A 19,149-nucleotide genomic window follows, 5' to 3' on the forward strand; every position below is an offset into this window, starting at 1 on the left:
TTTTGTGAAAAACAGACAAGTGTCTAAGCAACATATAGTCGCACAACGTACATTGTTTATAGGCAAAGATAGATGACCGCCAATTATCCTTACTCTATCTTTCCGAAAATGACATATATTAGGAGGTCAAAAAATGAGCGTTTATACTCAAGATGACATTCAAAAGGCTGTTAAAGAACTTGAGACGGAGGGCTTAGAGGACTTTTTATATCAAGAGCCGGTAGGCCGTAAACACAGCTCAGGCCGCAAGCACAGCTCAGGCCGTAAGCACAGCTCAGGCCATAAGCACAGCTCAGGCCATAAGCACAGCTCAGGCCGTAAGCACAGCTCACACCGCACGAGCTGCTTCCGCCCTCGCAGAAAACGAAGATACTGGCATGACAGCAATATGCATACGTTATGGTTAGAATTAGATGATTGACATGTTATAAAATTCCATATTTTCCTATATTACAAAAATAGGCGATGATAACAAAGACGTCGCCTATTTTTACTCTCTTTTAAAAGGATTTGTAATAGCTTATATGACGAATTTTTTATTAATAAAACATTGTTCTAAATAAACAGATTAAAAAAAGAAAATGATTCACTAAGATACGTTGATTTTCCATGGCAAAAATATTTCGAAGTATTGTGTAGATTCAAGATATGCAGTTATAATGTAAACAAAAAATATTTTTGGTTAACAATTGGGGGATGAGGATGAAAAATCATATTCAATCCGTACTTCATCAATTAGAACAAAAAACACAAAAGCGCATGTTAAAGAATGTATCCTCTTCGGATGGCGTATGGATCGTCATGAACGGAAAGAAGATGTTAAATTTAGCCTCGAATAATTATTTAGGACTAGCGGGAGATGAACGATTGATCGAAGCGGGATATCAAGCAATGCGTACATACGGTGCGGGAGCTACTGCTTCGCGACTTATTTCCGGCAATTATGAACTATATACAAGAGCCGAAGAAGCGTTAAAAAACTGGAAAAAGGCAGAAGCAGCGCTCATTTTCAATAGCGGATATACGGCCAATCTCGGAATCATTGCGGCTCTGATTGGCCGCGATGATATTGTGTTTAGCGATTGGCTCAATCATGCGAGCATTATTGATGGAATCAGATTAAGCGGCGCGGAACGATATCGTTATTATCATAACGATCTCAATCATTTAGAGTCATTATTGAAACAAGCATCTCCGCATAAACGAAAATTGATTGTCACCGACTCGATTTTCAGCATGGATGGGGATATGGCGCAGTTAGAAGGTTTAGTGACATTGAAGAAACGTTACAACGCCATCTTAATGGTTGATGAAGCGCATAGCAGCGGCATTTATGGAGAAAGAGGTGAAGGTCTTGTTCACCATCTTCATTTGCAAGATCAGGTTGACATCCAAATGGGCACCTTCAGCAAAGCGTTAGGCAGCTTTGGCGCTTATGTTGTGGGAGAGCAATGGCTGATTGATTATTTCATTAATACGTCGCGCAGCTTTATTTTTACGACCGCTTTGCCTCCAGCTGTTCTTGGTGCAATTGAAAAATCGATTGAGATTGTTCAAAAAGAACATGCAAGAAGGCAAACATTGCAATTTCACAGTCATTATTTCCGCACTGAACTCCAAAAGTTAGGATTTGACATTGGAAAAAGCACGACGCACATTGTTCCGATCATCATCGGATCAAATGAGCAAACGGTTCAAATGAGCGAGCGGCTTCAGGAACACGGAATCGCCGCGGTAGCGATCCGGCCGCCAACCGTTCCCGAAGGCACGTCCCGCATCCGCTTCTCTCTTTCTTCCTCTTTGACGAAGGAAGAATTAGATTGGGCGCTCGAACGGATTGCAAAAGTGGGAAGAGAAATTGGGGTGATAACTTAAGATGATTGTTCCTCCAACTTTTGACTGATATGATGGTCATACGAATCGTCTATAAAAGTTCCATCCGCGCTCCGATGCCGCATGTTGTTTGAGTTTCTATAATCAACAATAAATAAGGCAGAGGAGCGTGAGATGATGCTGCTTATTCATGATGTCATTCATAAAATGATTTATGATTTGGAAAAGAGCTTAGATGTACTAAAATACAATCAAAAAAGCCGCTGAAAGTCCAGCGGTTTTTTTACATATCGGCCATCCAGCTGGCCATACTAACAACAGGTGATGGCAAATGTACACAAAAGCGGAGTTGGAACAGTTTGTTGAACAAGCAAAACAGTATGCGCGTTATGGAAAAGTCGCCGATTACATTCCCGCTCTTGGCAAAGCGGATCCAAACGATTTGTCTATCGCTATTTACTTGCCCGACGGCAATGTCATCGATGCAGGGGATACGACTCATAAAGTGACGCTCCAAAGCATCTCAAAAATTATCGCGCTGGCGCTTGTTCTAATGGACCGTGGGGAACAAGAAGTGTTTCGGAAAGTAGGCATGGAGCCGACGGGAGATCCATTTAACTCGATTGCGAAGCTCGAAGAAATACAGCCAGCCAAACCGCTTAATCCGATGATCAACGCGGGGGCGTTAGCCGTTACGCACATGATTGCCGGCGCTTCGGTTGAGGAGCGGTTCGAGCGGCTTTTGCAGTTTGTCAGGAAACTGGCGGGAAATCCGACGATTACATATTCGCAAGAAGTGGCCCAGTCCGAATTTGAAACGGCGTTTTTAAACCGCTCGCTCTGCTATTTTCTCAAGCAGCATGGTATCATCAATGAAGATGTCGAAGAGCTAATGGACCTTTACACAAAACAATGCGCGATTGAAATGACGTGCATCGACTTGGCGCGAATTGGTCTTGTCTTTGCGATGGACGGATGCGACCCGTTCACTGATGAACAGATTATGCCGCTTGATGTCGCTCGCATTTGCAAAACGTTTATGGTCACGTGCGGCATGTACAACGCATCAGGTGAATTTGCCATCAAAATCGGCATTCCCGCAAAAAGCGGCGTTTCGGGCGGCATCCTCGCCGCCGTCCCAGGCCGGTTTGGCATCGGCATTTTCGGTCCGGCGTTGGACGAGAAAGGCAACAGCATCACTGGCATGAAACTGTTAGAACTGCTATCCAAGACATATTCCTTAAGCATTTTTTAAAAAAAGGAGGAAACAAAGAATGAAATCATTTACTGTGCAATTTCATCGCGAAGATCAAATGGAAAACATGACTGTTCAAAAGTTAAATGAACAAGACTTTGAAAAAGCGACAGAAGGCGGGACAAGACATTTATTTGAACTAGATACGAACATCGGCTATTTCGTCTTTTTTGATGCCGAGGACGCAGAGGGAAACGTTTCGTATCTCGTTTTGCAATATGAAGAAGACAATGAAGATCCAAGCGCGTGCTACGGATTTGAGCTGAAAGATTTTTACGAATTCGTCGCACTTTACTTAAATGATCTAGAATTTGGAGATGAGGAAGAAGTCGACGAAGAAGAACAATACGGTCCAATTCACCATTTGGCACATCTTCTTTATCATATTGTGGAAGAAGGAAATTCAATCGAAGTGTAACGAAACGATCCTGGATCACGTGCGATCCAGGATTTATATTGCCCGCTTTTTGCACTTTTCGACACTGCCTCTCACCAGCCGCCGCTTAAGCCTGTCGATGATCCAATTATTTAGCGCTTCGTTGGCAAAAGTTTTTATCGAAGGCGATTGATTTCCTAAAAAAGCTGCTTTGCAAAGAGGAATTGCCAAACATGTGGTGGGCATAGGGTGAAAAAGGAAGGTGGCGAGGAGGTCTCCGTCCCTCTTTGCCACCTTATTATTGCAACTGACGTCATATCGCTTGCTTCCCATATTTTTCGACATTGCCTTTCAATAGTTTCAACTCCTGCCCATCGATGCTTAAATCAATCAGCACCCCATTGAAAATATCTTCATTTGTCTTTTTATCATTCGACTGCAAATATCGTACGCGATACCACTTTTGTCCGTATTGAAAATACATATACCGCCCTTTTGCAAAGTCAAACCAAAACTTAACCCGTTCTCCGTTCACTGTTTTCCAGACGTAGCCCCATGCCCTTTTTTGAGGGAAATTTGTCATTTTTGGTCGGCCTGAATTGATGACTTTGTAGAATAGCTTGTTTTTCACATCGTACAGTATCATGATCTGCTGCCTCCTTTTATCATCTATTACTACATATATAGAAGCAGCGGCAGAAAATTAGACTTCTTTTTTAGAAAGTAGCGGCATGTATGCAGTTCCTATCAGACATGATCTCATGCACATTATCCTGTTGATTGTTCCCTTTTGTTGATTAGCGACATCAGCATACGAACGGAAAACGATAGAAGAAAGATCGTTATAAACGAATACATCCCCGTCCATCCATGGTACTCAACTAAATTCGTATACTTTTCACAAAGAACCTCAAGGAACGTTAAAGCGGTGGTATATAATGCGCATTGCACAATAATGCCCAGAAGGCGGGAATGATAAGAGGTTTGGTAAAAATACACACACATGATGGGATACAGAAAGTATTCAAAAAGAATGCTCGTGTCGAAATATTGGCCTAAAAACCTTACAGGGTATTCAACCAATTTTTCTTCTGCAACAATAACGCCAAAAAATGTGGAAAAATAGGCTTTCAATAAGAACACTAAAAGCGTGTCTTTGATTAGCGGTTTTCTCAGACTAAAACAAAATAAGATAATGCCAATAACCAGCAATGCCCACAAAAGGATTCTGTCCATGGATTCATCCATCTCCTATGATTGATTTGCATATCGTTTAGTATGGCCAAGAGAAAAATGGAATATTTCTGAATACATGAAAATGCCGCTTAAGCACTGATTTGGTTGTTTCACTAACTCGTGGCTCAAATAGACAAAAGATGCGCTTATTGATCTCTAAATACGATCATGCCGCAAATCATCGGAATGATCATTAACATTGCGACGGTTAGAGTAGGTATCGGCAGCCGGTTTGCGAATATTGCACCCATCACTCCCAGAAAACCGCCTATAATAAAAGGAATGGCGGTTTTTGTCTTGTCCGCATTTGGTTTTGCGTGATACCATGCGTCCCATACGCAATAAACATAAAATCCAGGGTAAAATAACATGTAGTCAAAATGGGTCACCTCGACAGCCTGTTGATGTAATCCGTTAAAATCAAGGTGAATGGCTTCGTTTATATGTCCGAATGCATTATCAAAGTGTTCTACAATGATAAAGAAGACACCTTTCATGAAGTGACCATTATATATTTGCCCGAATCCAGGCATCAGAATTGAAAATAAAGCAGCAATGTTTCTCATCGTATCCCCTTTCGTTTTCTGGCAATGGAAATCATCATCGTTTGTTACTTATATTTCCTTATGAGCGAGTTCAGTATGTATATGATGTTTTGGTTTGGATACGAATTTTCTCATTCATGGATACCGCATTGATAAAAGTGCTCAACCAAACACGCTGATGGGCCATAAAAACAATTATGAACGATTCATCCCGGTTTTTCGGCAGAATATTTAGTTGCATTGACGAATGCCACGATTAAGATAATGGGTCTTGCGTTTTGGTGCTGGAGGGGGAAAGGAGAATTTGAATGGCGGCATTGTCTAGATTGGCGGTGATGTCATCCAATTTCCCAGCCCATGTGAGATTATCTTGTTTGGGAGTTGGATAAAGAAGAAGTCGCCAACTAATAACATTGATCATAAAGACAAATCCTTTAAATCGATTATCGTTTCCCAAAGACGATGATTCATTTTTCGATAGAGGGCAGAAAAGTGCACATTTCAAACAAGGGAAAAATCTTGTAGAATATGTAAAGAGAAAATAAAAATAGGAGAGGGTATCATGCCAGTATACAACAAACTTGTCCGTGATAAGATTCCACAAATTATTGAACAAACGGGAAAGACATTTACAACGAGAATATTGGAAGATGACGAATATCGTAAAGAGCTGCGAAAAAAAGCATTTGAAGAATTAGAAGAATATATGAATGCGAGTGATAATGAAACAGCGCTGGAAGAATTGGCGGATGTGCTGGAAATTATTCATGCTCTTGCCGAATGCCACGGATCGTCGATCGAACGCGTTGAACAAATTCGAGCGGAAAAAGCAGAGAAGCGGGGAGGATTTAAAGAAAAAATCTTTTTAGTCGAGGTACACGATGAGTAAGGTCGAATTAATTCAACGCAATCTTATCGAAAAGATACAGGAACATATCGAAACATCGTCAACCATATACATATTGACCTCGTTCGTGATGAAATCGGGTGTCCGCCTGCTGAAAGAAACATTGAAAAAAGCGGCGGAACGAGGGGCGGATATTAAAATTTGCGCTGGCGATTATCTCTTTGTCACCCAGCCGGAAGCGCTTCGTGAGCTGATCTCTATTCATTCGGACATCGAGGTACGATTATGGCGAAGCAGGGGAGTATCTTTTCACCCAAAAGCATATTTATTTGAAAATACAACAAGCGGCTATTTTATTGTCGGTTCCTCCAACTTGTCGAAATCGGCGTTGACAGAAGGGATCGAATGGAATATCGGGTTGGACAAAAGCGTCGATGAAAACGTATTTGCAGAGTCAATGGAAGAGTTTTTGAAGCTGTTTTACGCTGATGAAACAGTACAAGTGAACGAAGAGACGTTAAAGGACTATGAAAAGCAGTATCATGACTATCACCAACGGCATCCGAATCTTGCGCGAACGTGGGCGGAAGCGGAAGAAGTTGAATTAATGCTTCCATTGGATAAAGCGGAGACGGAAATCAATGAACGTGATCATGACGTAATTTACGATCCAGCAACGGTTACATACGAAACGATTCGACCGCGCTTTGCCCAAGTGGAAGCGCTCGAACGGCTGGAAGCGACTTATGAAGAAGGCTACGACAAGGCGATGGTCGTCATGGCGACAGGGCTTGGGAAAACGTATTTGGCAGCGTTTTTTGCCCGCCGTTTTCAAAAAGTACTGTTTATTGCGCATCGTGAAGAAATTCTTCGGCAGGCAAAACGTTCGTTTCAAAGGGTTATCCCGAATAAAACATTTGGCATTTATGACAGAAATAAGAAAGATAAGGATGCCGACATTATTTTTGCCTCCATTTTTACGCTAAGCATGAAAAAACATTTAAAAGCCTTTTCCAAAGATGAGTTCGATTTAATTATCATCGATGAATTTCATCACGCCGCGGCGCGCTCTTACCAGCGGGTGCTTGACTATTTCGAGCCAAAATTTCTGCTTGGCATTACCGCAACTCCAGATCGAAATGACAACAAAGATGTATATGCGATTTGTGACGGAAATGTTGCCTACAAAATTGATTTTATTGAAGCGGTTCAACGCGGATGGCTTGCCCCATTCCGTTATTACGGGGTCTACGATGATACGGATTATTCCAAGATCAAATGGCTCGGCAACCGCTATGATGAGGCAGAACTGCTTCAAGTGCAGCTAAGGGAAGAAATGGCAGACAAGATTTTAAAGGCATGGGAGAAATATAAGAAAACAAGAACGCTTGTATTTTGTTCATCGATCAAGCAAGCCGACTTTTTATCGGAATATTTTCGGAAACGAAACTATCGAACGGTCAGCCTTCACTCTAAACAGACAGACACTCCGCGTGGTAAGGCAATTGCAATGCTGGAGCAAGGAGAATTAGACGCCATTTTCACGGTGGACTTATTTAATGAAGGCGTCGATATTCCATCGGTGGATACGTTGCTGTTTGTCCGGCCGACGGAGTCGCTTACCGTGTTTACCCAGCAAGTGGGCCGCGGACTTCGGTTGTATGAAGGAAAGGATTATTGCGTCATTATCGATTTAATCGGAAACTATCGCAATGCAGACGTGAAATTAGCGTTGTTTGATACGGAACGTGGGGAAGGTAAAAAGAAAAAAGCGACAATGATTCCAACTGTTCCGACAAATTGTTCGATTCATCTTGATGTACGGGCAATTAATCTATTAGAGGAAATGCGGAAAAAACGCCAGCCGCGTCGCGAAAAACTGTTATTTGACTATCAACAACTAAAACAGGAACTCGGTTATCGTCCGACATACTTGCAGCTTCACCTCTATGGAAGAAGTGAAGCGGCTGAATATAAATCGGAATTCAAGTCGTATTTTGGGTTTCTTTATTGGGCTGAGGAACTGTCAGAACGAGAGAAAGAGGTTTTCAAAAAATATGAATCATGGCTGGTTGAGGTAGAACGCACTCCGATGTCGAAAAGCTACAAAATGGTTGTTTTACAGGCGATGCTTCAACGGGGTTCATCACGATGGCATTTGCCAATTACGCCCCAAGAGGCAGCACCATTTTTCCATCGCTATCTAACCGAGAAAGAATACCGGAGGCGCATTGATTTTTCGGACAAGGAAACAAAACGGCTATGGGTTTACGATGAAGAAAAAGTAAGCAAACTTATCGCTAGAATGCCGATGACGAAATGGAGCGGGAGTTCCAACGGCCTTCTTTCCTTTGACAACAATGTGTTTTCTTTAACATTTTCCATCGATCCGGAAGACGAAGAGATTTTATACCAATGGACGAAAGAGATTTGTGAGTATCGGTTGCATGTATATTTTGAAAGGAAAGACAATAAAAAAATAGAATAGTTTTATATTTTGCATGCTGTCTTTTAGGATGGAGTCGCTTTTTTCATTATACATTGGCAAGACAAGAGCATAACAATTTCAGGCAAATTGGAGCTCACGAAATATTAGGAGATGATTCGCCAAGAGTGTCAAAAAGCGGATGCGCAGCGACAGAAACATGGGTAAGTCCAAAATACATAAAAGTAGAGTGGTTATTTTGCTCCACTCTACTTTCTATTTTCTCCTAACCCTTACACGTTGCGAAGAGTTCTTTTGTGATCATGTTGTTTCGAACACTGTTTCAAGCAGTAACACCGTTTCAAACGCTGCTTTGTAGTCAAGCGTTTCGAATTCAGTATGTTCGTGCTCGTAGCCTACGGATAAGTTGACAGATAGAATGCCGAATTCGGCGAAGAATTTGGCGTCACTGAGGCCGCCTGTGGTGATTTTCGAGTCTGGCATGCCGGCGAGCGCTCCCGCTGTTTCAAAAGTGCGGCTGTAGTCGTCGCAAAATGGCATGATGCCAGCGTAAGAAGTGACGATGTCGCGCGTTCCGCGTCGGTCAACGACAATTGCGGCGTCGACGTTTTGCAAAAATGTTGGGGCGATATGGCGCGAGCCGAGGCAGCCGATTTCTTCTTCGATGGCAAGGAAGATTTTAAGCGTTCTTTGGAAGCGGGAGTGACGAATGAAATCAAGTATTTCCAAGATGACCGCGATTCCCGCGCGGCTGTCGGCGCCTAAGATGCCGCGCGAGCGGATATGTTTCCTTGGGAGTAGGGGGATTGGATGAATATACGAAAAATATTAGAAAATAGAGGTATCGTTGTGGAAGAGTTAATAGGGGAAGGAGAAGCCTTTCGCAAGCGTTGGGAAAAGGCATTTACGGATGCCATTAGTCCACAGGAAAAACAGTCGATTTATTTTGAGCAGTTTTTGTGGCATGTATTCAGCTACGAAAAACTGCCTTGTCTTGAAGGAAAAGCGGCGATGCAAGCGTTTCATGAGGAGAATCGGTTCGTCTGTTATTTGTTTTATCAAGAAAGAGAAGAAGCGTATATGCTTGTAAACGCTGAAAATTTGCGGGCGGAAGATTTGCGGCGGGAGCACGATGTGTATGTCGTCGATCCGCAGTTTACATGGACGTACGTGCAGACGCATGAAGAGTGGTGCGGGCCGTATTTTTATCGCAAATATAGCCAAGAAGGCTTCCGCTTCAACGATCTCTTGTAGCTTTGCTTCCAATTGCTTGTTCATTTCCGCATCCAGTGCGTTAATAATTTCTTTTACAATTGTATTTGTTCTATTTTGTCATAAATAAATGATAGAATGAAAAGAAGGAAAATTTTGTGATGATATGGAGGAAAATAGTTTAACCTTATCAATTAAATGATCACGATGGAGTAGTGATTTATAACACGCATAATGAAAGAAAGAGGGATGCAATAGTGTTAATCGCATTAGATATGGATGGAACGCTGCTCAATTCGCAAGGGAGGGTGAGTGAAAGAAATAAAGAGGCCATTGCAAAAGCGCAAAAGCATGGCCATATCGTGGCGATCGTAACAGGCAGGGCGTATAAAGACGCGCGCGCGCCGCTTCGGGATGCTGGGCTTGTTTGCCCGATTATGAGTTTAAACGGCGCGGTGATGACATTAGAAGATGGGACGGTGCTTGGCGATGTGCCGCTTGACAAGGAAAAGTTGATTCCAGCGCTCGAATGGGTGCGCGCGCAGCCGGAGTTATATTGCGAAATTTATACGGGCGATGCCGTCTATGTCGGACTCCATAACCGCGCCCACCTTGAGGCGATGGCCGAGCAGGCAAGCGATATCGCTCCCGAATTAAAGCGCATCGTAGAAAAGCAGTTCCAGCAGGCGCGCGTGACGTATGTTGATGACATCCGCGCCATCTGGGAAGATCGGCAAACCGTTTTTTATAAAGTGCTCATTTTTTCTCTCGATCAAGAACGTTTACAAGAAGCGGCCGCCCAGTTTGACGGCATTTCCGGCATTACTGTCACCTCGTCGCACCCAAACAACATCGAAATTAACCATGAACAGGCGACGAAAGGACAGGCGCTTGTAAAACTGGCCGCCCATTATGGCATCGATCTGAAAGATACGGTTGTTTTCGGTGACAGTCATAACGATTTATCGATGTTCGCCGTCGCCGGCTGCTGCGTAGCGATGGAAAATGCCGCACCCGAATTAAAAGAAGTCAGCGACATGGTCACCGCGTCACACGAGGAAGACGGCGTGGCGGTCGTATTGGAAGAGCTGATCGACAAATGAAAACAGTGACGGTGGCATCATGCTCTTTCCATCGTCTTATTCCGTATCCAATGGACTCCGTTAAGAAAAATCAAAGTTTTTCAATACGGCAAGCAGAATTTTTTGCAGCAAATGCATGTGAACAGCCAGCTCTCTATAAACAGAGGGCTGGCTGTATTTGTATGAATCCATCACAAATATTGGCTGGAAGGATTTTCAGACTGCCTCATTTTGTTGTACTATTATGAATAAAGGCAATTGTTGCGGTTTTTGATTTATACGTCTGTTGTTATACTCTATGTTGTGCCGCAGTTTATGTCTGAAAGTGTCAATCGTTATAGCACTGGGATTGGCGATGGCTGTGCCTATTTTCATATTAACGGTGAAGTTAAGGCATGTTTGACTGTTTTAGATCCTACGAACCGATTCATTTCTGAAACAATAGAGAAATAGCCAAAGAAGGGGCTAAGGCCATTTCAGAAAAGTTAGGATATCGAGAATAGGGGGATAATCATGAATATATCACAAAAAATTGTATCCGTAAGGGGCAAGCAAATTGGCGGAGAACAGCCATGCATTTGTACTCCTATAGTAGGAGCGAGTATGGAACAAATTTTGTCGGAGACGGAAGAAGTATGTCGAAAGGGGCCTGATATTATTGAGTGGCGCGCCGATTTTTTTAAAGATATTTACGATCTGCAAAAAGTGCTCGAAACAGCACTAGCCATCCGAAAAATTGCAGGGGAAATTCCCATTCTTTTTACGATTCGTTCGGAAAAGGAAGGTGGGAATCCTGTTCCGTTAACAGAAACAGAAAAAATCGAACTATTTACAGAAGTGTGCAAAAGCCGATTAGTGGATATGATTGATTACGAGCTGCTTTATGAAAAGGAATTGGCATCGCTTCGCCAAGTATCAAAGGAATATAGCATTCGCATGATTATGTCCTATCATAATTTCAGCTCAACTCCCCCAAAAGAAGAACTTGTCCAAAAAATGCTGCAAGCGGAATCATATGGAGCTGATATTGCCAAAGTCGCTGTTATGCCTGCTTCTCCGCAAGATTTGCTTGTTTTATGCCAGGCGACCCAAGAGGCACGAAGCCAGTTAAGCATTCCCCTTATCACCATGTCAATGGGAGGATTAGGGATCATTACTCGCTTGGCTGGATGGATGTTTGGTTCGGCGGTTACTTTTGCTGTTGGCCAAAACAGTTCGGCGCCAGGCCAAATTCCAATCGAGGATTTGAAAGAAGTCCTTCATATTGTGCAAAAGCATATGTTTCACGGCTAATGGATATGGAAGGAGCAAATAATTTTTATGATTTGTTTTAAAGGAAGGGCGGCAGATATGGAGAAATATTGTAACATTCCGCTTCGGGAAAGAAATATCGTTTTAATCGGCTTTATGGGAGTAGGAAAAACAACGATTGGCCAGCTTGTGGCGAAAAAGCTGTACCGAGACTTTATTGATGTAGATCAGGAAATCGAGAAACGGCATCAAATGTCGATTCCGACCATTTTTGAACAAATGGGAGAAGACTATTTTCGAAAAGTGGAGAGGGAACTGATCATTGATTTTTGCACGAACACCCGCTTAAAAATTATTTCCCTCGGGGGAGGCGCGTATTTGCAGGAGGAAGTAAGAAAGGCTTGTTTATCCCACGGCATTGTCGTTTTCCTCGATTTGTCATGGGAAAACTGGAAAGAACGTCTTCCGTCCATTGTCCATGACCGTCCTTTGTTGAAAAATAAGACGCTCGAGGAAATCAAGCAATTATTTGAACAGCGGAAACAAGCTTATTCTCAGCATCATTATCGCGTGGCGACAGATGGGCTTGATCCGGAAACGGTAGCAACCCGCGTAATGGAATTGATTTGCGAGCGGGATACGGAATAATCAGGAAAAACACCCTTTGTTTTGTACAAGGGTGTTTTCTGTTGGAATTTATGATACGTCGATGAATCAAGGAATGTTCTTTTCAGGTGATTCGTTGCCGAAGGAAACACTTAAGGAGCAGCAGGAGGAAAATAAGAGAGGAGACGGTCATTGTTGCCGATACAACTCGCGGATTTTCCGTTCATGCTGGAGCGTTTTGCTTGAGAGGAAATCGACCGTTTCCTGTGTTTCCGACAGTTCGATGCGCAGGCTGTCTACTTTTGTTTCTAAACGGTTGAATCGCTCGTTCATTTTTTCTTCAAGATTTTCTACCATCTGTCTCATTTCTGTTCTGAGTTGATTTCCCATTTTCTGCATTTTTGCTTCTAATCGATTTTCCACTTCTTGCATTTTTGCTTCTAATCGATTTTCCATTTCTTGCATTTTTGTTTCCAAACGGTTTTCCATTTCTTGCATTTTTGTGTGCATATGGTTGGAATGAAGCTCCAATGCTTTCAAAATTTCTTTTAGCATTGTTTCCTGTTCCATTTCTCTCACCTCCCTTACTTATCTCATTATAAAAGAAGAAAGAAAAGAAGGAAAGGAAAATCTACGATGCTTACGAGAATAAAAGATTGTCGAATGAGTCCATCACTTTCATTTGAGAAAGTTTATACTTAATTTTCATCGTACTTTTATATTGATGATGTGGGAAAAAGAAACACTAGAAAAAGAAGAGAAAATGCGCGAGAAAAGGCGGCGGCTTGCTATTGTTTTTTGGATTAATGTTCTTCCATTTTTATCGTATTGACATGCTTTCTTCCTCAAGTGATGTGATATTATAATTAAAGATATTTCCTTATTCCACGGTAGCGAAATAGCCGCCGTATCTGATGGTTATACTGTTTTGTAACTTATGCCTTAGGATTGTTGGAGATATATCGGTTGCTTATACGAGGAAGTGAAGCAACGTTCGTTATATATCGTGAAAGACGTGTGGGGAGTCGGAAATAAGCATGAAAATGCATCGTTTTGCGTGGAACAGCCGCAAAAATATTCAAACATTATGGCGTTTTTGCCTTGTTGGCGCCGGAAATACATTTGTGGATTTTATTGTCTTTTTTCTTCTTGCCTCGTTTGGCGTTTCCGCGCTGTTGGCGCAAGTATGCTCTTATACCGTCGGCGTGGTCAACAGCTATGTATGGAACAGGATGTGGACGTTTCAAGTAAAACGAAAAGCGAACATCGGAGAGTTTTTGCGTTTTATCGTGGTGAATGTGCTGTCGCTGGCAGTGACGCTTCTTCTGCTCTTTCTCTGCCGGGACATTGGGCACTGGCCGTTGTTTGCCGGAAAACTCGCAGCGACGTTGGGAGGGATTGCCGTCAATTTTGCTGGAAGCCGCTTCTGGGTGTTTGCCTCGAAACCGTCCCATTCCTAACATGGGTGTACGACAAACTTTGGATTGGTTAGAGCCTGATATTCCGAATCGGATGTGCAAAACGGTACCATATAGAACAATAGTCTTAATTTTCCATAAAAATAATGATACAATAATAAAAATAGGATAAACGGATGGGAGCAGGTAACTAAGTGATTTACTCTTTCGAACTGTTGTTTTTAGCAGTCGTTTCGTTTTTGCTGGCGTATTTTATCGGGGCGAAAAAATATACGTGGTTATTGTCTGGATATAATCAGCGGCGCATTCGTGATCAAGAAAAACTGGCGAGAATCGTAGGGAAATATAATATGATCGTTGGCATTGCCGCAGCGGCTGGAAGCATGATTGACCATCCTGATATGATCGTGATTTTTCCGCTTGCCGTCATCGGGCATGTGGCGCTTGCGGCTTATGCAAATGTCAAAATGGTAGAGTAAAAGCCGAATCCGACAAGCTGGATTCGGCTTTTTCCTTTAGGAGCGAATTTGCCCCGTGCCGTATACGAGCGATTTCGTCGTGGTGATCGCGCGCAATCCCATCGGACCGCGGGCGTGCAGTTTTTGCGTGCTAATGCCGATTTCCGCCCCGTAGCCAAACTGTTCGCCGTCGGTAAAGCGGGTCGAGGCGTTATGATAAAGCACGGCGGCGTCAATCGCTTGGAAAAAGAAGCGGACGTTGTCGTTTTGTTCGGAAATAATTGCCTCGGAATGTTTCGTGCCGTAGCGGTTAATATGGTCGACTGCTTCTTTGACGTTCTGCACGAGTTTAATAGCTAAAATCGGCGCCAAATATTCGGTGCTCCAGTCTGCTTCGGCAGCCTGCTGGATAAAGGAATACGATGAAGCAAGCTGCGAATCGCCGCGCAGCTCTACTCCGCGCGCGTGCAATGTTTCGACGAGTTCGCTGATATACGGCCAGTTTTGATGGATTAATACCGTTTCCACCGCATTGCAGACGGATGGGCGTTGCAATTTCGCGTTTAGGACGATATCGATGGCCATTTGTTTTTGCGCCGATTCATCGATGAAAATATGGCAGTTGCCAACGCCAGTCTCCAGCACTGGAACGGTGGCGTTTTCGATGACGGAGCGAATCAGTCCTGCTCCGCCGCGTGGAATTAATACATCTAAGTAGCCGTTTAAACGAAACATTTGCTGGGCCGCTTCCCGGCTCGTGTCTTCGAGAAGCTGGATGGCATCGGCAGGGATGGCGGAATCGCGAAGCGCCTCCTTCATGACATGGACGAGCGCTTTGTTTGAATGAAGCGCCGATGAGCTGCCGCGCAATAAGACGGCGTTTCCTGTTTTTAGGCAAAGGCTTGCGGCATCGACGGTGACGTTCGGGCGCGCTTCGTACACCATTCCGATGACACCGAGAGGCACGCGAATTGTTTGAATGCGAAGCCCATTCGGCCGCGTCCATTCTTCGACGATTTCGCCGATTGGGTCAGGAAGACCTGCAACTTGACGGACGCCGTCGACAATTTGCTCGATTCGTTCGCTCGTTAGCTGCAATCGGTCGATTAAAGCAGGAGAAAGACCTTGTTCTTTTCCAAGCGCAACGTCTTTTTCGTTTTCTTGCAAAATCCATTCTTTTTGTTTTATCAGCGCTTCGGCGATGCGCGTTAATGCTTCGTTTTTTTCTTCTGTTGACAGAAGGGCTAACGTTTTCGCTGCTTGTTGAAGCTGTTCTGCTTTTATAAGCAATTCGTTCATTTTACGACACTCTCCTTTCGTAATGATACCCAGTTGTCGCGGTGGATTACTTCTGGTCGATGGTTAATCGAATATTTTCTCGCTTCATTGCTAGAAAGGCCTTTGATTTGTTCTAAGTCGCTAGCGGAGTAATATACTTGACCGCGGCCGATGACGGCTCCTTTTCGGTTGACGACCTCGACGACATCCATGGCGGAAAAATTTCCATATACCGCGGTAACGCCAGCGGGAAGCAGACTTTTTCCACGCTGCAACAGGGCGATTTCGGCGCCTTCGTCAATTTCGATTTTTCCGGCGACCGGTGCATGGTATGCAATCCATTGCTTGCGCATTTGCATATGTCCATGAAACGGCGCGCCGATATATGTCCCGTCTCCTTTTCCTTCCAAAATGTCGCAAAGTTTTTCTTTCCCCGCACCCGTTCCGACAAAGACGCTTACTCCAAATGAGAGCGCTTTTTGCGCGGCGAGAAGTTTTGATTTCATGCCACCTGTGCCGACCGCGGAGCCGCTATCGCCCGCCGCTTCAATCATTTCATCGGTAATATTCGGAAGAAACGCGTATTTTTTCGCTTTCGGATTCGTTTTCGGATTATCATCATATAATCCGTTAATATCCGTTAAAATAATGAGCGCATCCGCGTGCAAAAAGCCGCTGACAAGCGCGGAAAGCATATCGTTGTCGCCAAACGTCAATTCCTCGACGGACACGGAGTCGTTTTCGTTGATGATCGGCAAAACTCCGCATGCCAGCAATGTAGTGATCGTGGAAAATAAATTATGAAACCGTTCGCGGCTATAAAAATCTTCTCTTGTTAATAAAATTTGTCCTGTTGTAATACCGAACTGTTTGAATGCGGAAATATAGCCTTGCATGAGCAGCCCTTGCCCGACCGCCGCTGCTGCTTGTTTTCCCGCAGTGGTAGTCGGCCGGGACGGATAGCCGAGCGGTCCGAACCCGGCGGCGACCGCACCTGATGTAATCAAAATGACCTCGTGGCCTAATTGTTTGATATAGGCGATCGCTTCGACATGATCGAAAAGTTTTTCATGGCAAAGAGCGCCTTTTGTATCCGTTAATGAGCTGCTTCCGATTTTCACGACGACTCGCTGCTTTTTCACGTTTTTCCTCCTTTCTGTTCGCCAATAAAAAACGCTTTTTCCCTTCCTTGCAAAAGGACGGAAAAAGCGTTCCGCGGTACCACCTTTTTTGGCGCAGCATGCGCCCACCTCTTGCCCGTAACGAGGGCGGACGGCTTATGTTTGCATAAGCGGCCTTTCTAGGGCAGGTTCAATCGACTTCCCGTGAGGAACCTTCCAGCCTACGGGTTCCACTCTCTTGCACGTTCCATCGATTTACTAGTCCCGTACCGTTTTCCGTATCAACGATTTGTTAGAAATTATCCATACAAATCAGAAAATTGTCAAGAGGGATATTATCTTTTTTCTTAGACAATGATGTTTGTTGTTATCGAAATAAATACAATTGTCATTTTATTTAAAAAAATGGTACAATACTAAAAACATCGAGACTACAAAACTACTAACGGAGGGATTTAGATTGAGAAAGCTTCGCAGCGATATGATTAAAAAAGGATTTGACCGGGCGCCGCACCGCAGTTTGCTGCGCGCGGCAGGCGTAAAGGAAGAAGATTTTGACAAGCCGTTTATCGCCGTGGTGAACTCGTATATTGACATTATTCCGGGACACGTGCATTTGCAGGAGTTCGGGAAAATTGTCAAAGAAGCGATTCGCGAAGCGGGCGGAGTCCCGTTTGAAATGAATACAATCGGCGTCGACGATGGGATTGCGATGGGGCATATCGGCATGCGCTATTCGCTTCCAAGCCGCGAAATTATCGCGGATTCGATCGAAACGGTGATTTCCGCGCATTGGTTTGACGGAATGGTATGCATTCCAAACTGTGATAAAATTACACCAGGCATGATGATGGCAGCGATGCGGCTAAACATTCCGACGATTTTTGTCAGCGGCGGACCGATGAAGGCTGGCGTGACGAGCGACGGGCGAAAAATTTCGCTTTCTTCCGTATTTGAAGGGGTCGGTGCTTATCAAGCAGGGAAAATTGATGAAAAAGGATTGCAGGAATTAGAAAAATACGGCTGTCCGACATGCGGCTCCTGTTCGGGAATGTTTACAGCCAACTCGATGAACTGTTTGGCGGAAGCATTAGGGCTCGCATTGCCAGGAAATGGAACCATTTTAGCGGTAGATCCGGCACGGAAAGAATTGGTTCGCCAATCGGCGAAACAATTAATGTATTTAATCGAGCATGATATTAGACCGCGCGATATTGTCACGGAAAAAGCGATTGACAACGCGTTTGCGCTCGATATGGCGCTTGGAGGCTCGACGAACACCGTATTACATACGCTTGCGATTGCAAACGAGGCAGGGATCGATTACTCACTCGAACGAATTAACGAAATCGCCGCGCGCGTTCCGCATCTCGCCAAACTGGCGCCAGCTTCCGATGTGCATATTGAAGACTTGCACGAAGCGGGCGGCGTATCAGCCGTATTAAATGAATTAGCGAAAAAAGAAGGAACGCTGCATCTCGATACGTTGACCGTAACCGGAAAAACGCTTGGGGAAAACATCGCCGGCTGTGAAGTCAAAGACTATAATGTCATCCGCCCAATTGATAACCCGTATTCCGAAACAGGCGGACTTGCCGTATTGTTTGGAAATCTCGCTCCAGATGGCGCGATCATTAAAACAGGAGGCGTGCAAGCCGGCATTACGCGCCATGAAGGGCCAGCGATCGTATTTGATTCGCAAGAAGAGGCGCTCGAAGGCATTGCGAGCGGGAAAGTAAAACCAGGCCATGTTGTCGTCATCCGCTATGAAGGACCAAAAGGAGGACCGGGAATGCCGGAAATGCTCGCGCCAACTTCGCAAATCGTCGGCATGGGGCTTGGAACAAAAGTCGCGCTTATCACCGACGGACGTTTCTCAGGGGCATCCCGCGGTTTATCGGTTGGACACGTTTCCCCAGAAGCGGCGGAAGGCGGTCCGATTGCCTTTATTGAAGACGGAGACATTATTGAAATCGATATTACGAACAGAACGATTAACGCAAAGCTTTCTGACGAAGAATGGGAAAAACGGAAAGCGAACTGGAAAGGGTTTGAACCAAAAGTAAAAACCGGCTATCTCGCACGCTACTCGAAGCTCGTTACTTCTGCGAGCACGGGCGGGATTATGAAAATTTAACAGCCTATCAAAAAACCTGTTCGCCGGTCCCATGACCAGAGCGAACAG

At 44.2% G+C, this 19,149-nt stretch carries 21 protein-coding genes; 13 read left to right on the plus strand and 8 right to left on the minus strand.

Annotation, left to right across the window (positions count from 1 at the left end; translation table 11 throughout):
• Window positions 1-133: 133 nt before the first annotated feature.
• From QSJ37_RS18010 to QSJ37_RS00135, 4 genes are all read left to right on the plus strand, one after another.
• A complete protein-coding gene (locus QSJ37_RS18010; RefSeq protein ID WP_483313568.1) occupies window positions 134-421 on the plus strand; it encodes a CotG/ExsB N-terminal domain-containing protein in 288 nt (95 codons plus the stop codon).
• Window positions 422-702: 281 nt separating this feature from the next.
• Window positions 703-1,875, plus strand: a complete 1,173-nt coding sequence (gene bioF, locus QSJ37_RS00125; protein ID WP_285752514.1) for an 8-amino-7-oxononanoate synthase — start codon at window positions 703-705, stop codon at window positions 1,873-1,875.
• A 289-nt stretch (window positions 1,876-2,164) separates the two neighbouring features.
• Window positions 2,165-3,088, plus strand: coding sequence for a glutaminase A (gene glsA, locus QSJ37_RS00130; RefSeq protein ID WP_285752516.1), 924 nt, complete (start codon window positions 2,165-2,167; stop codon window positions 3,086-3,088).
• A gap of 19 nt (window positions 3,089-3,107) precedes the next feature.
• Entirely contained in the window at window positions 3,108-3,506 is a 399-nt protein-coding gene (locus tag QSJ37_RS00135; RefSeq protein WP_062756213.1) for a hypothetical protein, read from the plus strand.
• Window positions 3,507-3,777: 271 nt separating this feature from the next.
• Here QSJ37_RS00135 and QSJ37_RS00140 read toward each other — a convergent pair whose 3' ends face one another.
• The 4 genes from QSJ37_RS00140 to QSJ37_RS18015 all read right to left on the minus strand — a co-directional run bounded on the left by QSJ37_RS00140 (window position 3,778) and on the right by QSJ37_RS18015 (window position 5,861).
• The gene (locus tag QSJ37_RS00140) at window positions 3,778-4,110 is read right to left on the minus strand and encodes a hypothetical protein (RefSeq protein ID WP_285752523.1); all 333 of its coding nucleotides are present in this window, start codon (window positions 4,108-4,110) and stop codon (window positions 3,778-3,780) included.
• A gap of 122 nt (window positions 4,111-4,232) precedes the next feature.
• Window positions 4,233-4,700, minus strand: coding sequence for a CBO0543 family protein (locus tag QSJ37_RS00145; RefSeq protein ID WP_285754702.1), 468 nt, complete (start codon window positions 4,698-4,700; stop codon window positions 4,233-4,235).
• Between the two features lie 146 nt (window positions 4,701-4,846).
• On the minus strand, window positions 4,847-5,266 hold the full coding sequence (locus tag QSJ37_RS00150) for a hypothetical protein (protein WP_285752525.1): 420 nt from the start codon (window positions 5,264-5,266) through the stop codon (window positions 4,847-4,849).
• A 235-nt stretch (window positions 5,267-5,501) separates the two neighbouring features.
• Window positions 5,502-5,861, minus strand: a complete 360-nt coding sequence (locus QSJ37_RS18015) for a YoqH family protein (RefSeq protein WP_483313569.1) — start codon at window positions 5,859-5,861, stop codon at window positions 5,502-5,504.
• Between QSJ37_RS18015 and QSJ37_RS00160 the strand changes: the two genes are divergently transcribed.
• Together QSJ37_RS00160 and QSJ37_RS00165 are read left to right on the plus strand one after the other, a co-directional pair.
• Window positions 5,808-6,134 carry a nucleoside triphosphate pyrophosphohydrolase gene (locus QSJ37_RS00160; protein WP_015864194.1) on the plus strand — a complete coding sequence of 109 codons (327 nt, stop codon included), beginning with the start codon at window positions 5,808-5,810 and terminating at the stop codon, window positions 6,132-6,134. The two genes, QSJ37_RS18015 and QSJ37_RS00160, sit on opposite strands and share 54 nt — an antisense overlap.
• On the plus strand, window positions 6,127-8,580 hold the full coding sequence (locus QSJ37_RS00165) for a DEAD/DEAH box helicase family protein (protein ID WP_285752534.1): 2,454 nt from the start codon (window positions 6,127-6,129) through the stop codon (window positions 8,578-8,580). The genes QSJ37_RS00160 and QSJ37_RS00165 overlap by 8 nt, the downstream gene beginning before the upstream one ends.
• Before the next feature lie 258 nt (window positions 8,581-8,838).
• Here QSJ37_RS00165 and QSJ37_RS00170 read toward each other — a convergent pair whose 3' ends face one another.
• Complete coding sequence (locus QSJ37_RS00170; protein ID WP_285752536.1) at window positions 8,839-9,267, minus strand: peptidase M42 family protein; 429 nt, start codon at window positions 9,265-9,267, stop codon at window positions 8,839-8,841.
• Window positions 9,268-9,348: 81 nt separating this feature from the next.
• Here QSJ37_RS00170 and QSJ37_RS00175 point away from each other — a divergent pair, with 81 nt between their 5' ends.
• From QSJ37_RS00175 to QSJ37_RS00190, 4 genes are all read left to right on the plus strand, one after another.
• Window positions 9,349-9,792 (plus strand): DUF4275 family protein, encoded by a 444-nt coding sequence (locus tag QSJ37_RS00175; protein ID WP_081189392.1) that lies wholly within the window; start codon window positions 9,349-9,351, stop codon window positions 9,790-9,792.
• Between the two features lie 215 nt (window positions 9,793-10,007).
• A complete protein-coding gene (locus tag QSJ37_RS00180; protein WP_285752539.1) occupies window positions 10,008-10,853 on the plus strand; it encodes a Cof-type HAD-IIB family hydrolase in 846 nt (281 codons plus the stop codon).
• Window positions 10,854-11,345: 492 nt separating this feature from the next.
• Window positions 11,346-12,125 (plus strand): type I 3-dehydroquinate dehydratase, encoded by a 780-nt coding sequence (gene aroD / locus QSJ37_RS00185; protein ID WP_285752542.1) that lies wholly within the window; start codon window positions 11,346-11,348, stop codon window positions 12,123-12,125.
• Window positions 12,126-12,182: 57 nt separating this feature from the next.
• Window positions 12,183-12,731 carry a shikimate kinase gene (locus QSJ37_RS00190; RefSeq protein WP_285752544.1) on the plus strand — a complete coding sequence of 183 codons (549 nt, stop codon included), beginning with the start codon at window positions 12,183-12,185 and terminating at the stop codon, window positions 12,729-12,731.
• A 147-nt stretch (window positions 12,732-12,878) separates the two neighbouring features.
• Here QSJ37_RS00190 and QSJ37_RS00195 read toward each other — a convergent pair whose 3' ends face one another.
• Entirely contained in the window at window positions 12,879-13,259 is a 381-nt protein-coding gene (locus QSJ37_RS00195) for a hypothetical protein (RefSeq protein ID WP_285752546.1), read from the minus strand.
• Between the two features lie 467 nt (window positions 13,260-13,726).
• Between QSJ37_RS00195 and QSJ37_RS00200 the strand changes: the two genes are divergently transcribed.
• A complete protein-coding gene (locus tag QSJ37_RS00200; RefSeq protein ID WP_285752548.1) occupies window positions 13,727-14,149 on the plus strand; it encodes a GtrA family protein in 423 nt (140 codons plus the stop codon).
• Between the two features lie 152 nt (window positions 14,150-14,301).
• Window positions 14,302-14,586 carry a DUF3784 domain-containing protein gene (locus tag QSJ37_RS00205; RefSeq protein WP_285752550.1) on the plus strand — a complete coding sequence of 95 codons (285 nt, stop codon included), beginning with the start codon at window positions 14,302-14,304 and terminating at the stop codon, window positions 14,584-14,586.
• Between the two features lie 36 nt (window positions 14,587-14,622).
• Here QSJ37_RS00205 and QSJ37_RS00210 read toward each other — a convergent pair whose 3' ends face one another.
• Window positions 14,623-15,864, minus strand: a complete 1,242-nt coding sequence (locus QSJ37_RS00210; RefSeq protein WP_285752552.1) for a glutamate-5-semialdehyde dehydrogenase — start codon at window positions 15,862-15,864, stop codon at window positions 14,623-14,625.
• Window positions 15,861-16,985 carry a glutamate 5-kinase gene (proB, locus tag QSJ37_RS00215; RefSeq protein ID WP_171698929.1) on the minus strand — a complete coding sequence of 375 codons (1,125 nt, stop codon included), beginning with the start codon at window positions 16,983-16,985 and terminating at the stop codon, window positions 15,861-15,863. The genes QSJ37_RS00210 and proB overlap by 4 nt, the downstream gene beginning before the upstream one ends.
• A 439-nt stretch (window positions 16,986-17,424) precedes the next feature.
• On the opposite strand from proB, the gene ilvD reads away from it, so the two are divergent.
• On the plus strand, window positions 17,425-19,101 hold the full coding sequence (ilvD, locus tag QSJ37_RS00220; protein ID WP_285752558.1) for a dihydroxy-acid dehydratase: 1,677 nt from the start codon (window positions 17,425-17,427) through the stop codon (window positions 19,099-19,101).
• The last annotated feature ends 48 nt before the right edge of the window (window positions 19,102-19,149 follow it).

This window comes from Parageobacillus sp. G301, assembly GCF_030268025.1.
Classification (GTDB): domain Bacteria; phylum Bacillota; class Bacilli; order Bacillales; family Anoxybacillaceae; genus Parageobacillus_B; species Parageobacillus_B toebii.

Bases quoted from the DNA above. Each gene is read 5' to 3' on its own strand.
- QSJ37_RS18010 (WP_483313568.1), top strand. From the start codon at position 134: ATGAGCGTTTATACTCAAGATGACATTCAAAAGGCTGTTAAAGAACTT.
- bioF (WP_285752514.1), top strand. From the start codon at position 703: ATGAAAAATCATATTCAATCCGTACTTCATCAATTAGAACAAAAAACA.
- glsA (WP_285752516.1), top strand. From the start codon at position 2,165: ATGTACACAAAAGCGGAGTTGGAACAGTTTGTTGAACAAGCAAAACAG.
- QSJ37_RS00135 (WP_062756213.1), top strand. From the start codon at position 3,108: ATGAAATCATTTACTGTGCAATTTCATCGCGAAGATCAAATGGAAAAC.
- QSJ37_RS00140 (WP_285752523.1), bottom strand. From the start codon at position 4,110: ATGATACTGTACGATGTGAAAAACAAGCTATTCTACAAAGTCATCAAT.
- QSJ37_RS00145 (WP_285754702.1), bottom strand. From the start codon at position 4,700: ATGGACAGAATCCTTTTGTGGGCATTGCTGGTTATTGGCATTATCTTA.
- QSJ37_RS00150 (WP_285752525.1), bottom strand. From the start codon at position 5,266: ATGAGAAACATTGCTGCTTTATTTTCAATTCTGATGCCTGGATTCGGG.
- QSJ37_RS00160 (WP_015864194.1), top strand. From the start codon at position 5,808: ATGCCAGTATACAACAAACTTGTCCGTGATAAGATTCCACAAATTATT.
- QSJ37_RS00165 (WP_285752534.1), top strand. From the start codon at position 6,127: ATGAGTAAGGTCGAATTAATTCAACGCAATCTTATCGAAAAGATACAG.
- QSJ37_RS00175 (WP_081189392.1), top strand. From the start codon at position 9,349: ATGAATATACGAAAAATATTAGAAAATAGAGGTATCGTTGTGGAAGAG.
- aroD (WP_285752542.1), top strand. From the start codon at position 11,346: ATGAATATATCACAAAAAATTGTATCCGTAAGGGGCAAGCAAATTGGC.
- QSJ37_RS00190 (WP_285752544.1), top strand. From the start codon at position 12,183: ATGGAGAAATATTGTAACATTCCGCTTCGGGAAAGAAATATCGTTTTA.
- QSJ37_RS00195 (WP_285752546.1), bottom strand. From the start codon at position 13,259: ATGGAACAGGAAACAATGCTAAAAGAAATTTTGAAAGCATTGGAGCTT.
- QSJ37_RS00200 (WP_285752548.1), top strand. From the start codon at position 13,727: ATGAAAATGCATCGTTTTGCGTGGAACAGCCGCAAAAATATTCAAACA.
- QSJ37_RS00210 (WP_285752552.1), bottom strand. From the start codon at position 15,864: ATGAACGAATTGCTTATAAAAGCAGAACAGCTTCAACAAGCAGCGAAA.